Raw genomic sequence first — 270 nt, forward strand, 5'->3', positions numbered from 1 at the left:
ATGGTGGAGCTATGCGGGATCGAACCGCAGACCTCCTGCGTGCAAAGCAGGCGCTCTCCCAGCTGAGCTATAGCCCCATACAGTACAGTCAGAACCTCTTACCGATGATTTTTCCTGAGACAAGGCGTGGAATGACGAAGCATACTTAAAGTATGTGAGTCATTTCACAACGCAGTATTCAGGGAAAATCTGGTAGGCCTGAGTGGACTTGAACCACCGACCTCACCCTTATCAGGGGTGCGCTCTAACCACCTGAGCTACAAGCCTGTA

General features: G+C 51.5%; 2 tRNA genes. Both read right to left on the reverse strand.

Annotated features, from left to right (window positions below):
* Nucleotide 1 precedes the first annotated feature (1 nt).
* Nucleotides 2-77: transfer RNA gene (locus OGX75_RS00910), tRNA-Ala, on the reverse strand.
* Nucleotides 78-190: 113 nt separating this feature from the next.
* Nucleotides 191-267: transfer RNA gene (locus tag OGX75_RS00915), tRNA-Ile, on the reverse strand.
* Nucleotides 268-270: the final 3 nt, after the last annotated feature.

The organism is Citrobacter sp. CK199, from assembly GCF_030333285.1.
Classification (GTDB): Bacteria; Pseudomonadota; Gammaproteobacteria; order Enterobacterales; family Enterobacteriaceae; genus Citrobacter_B; species Citrobacter_B koseri.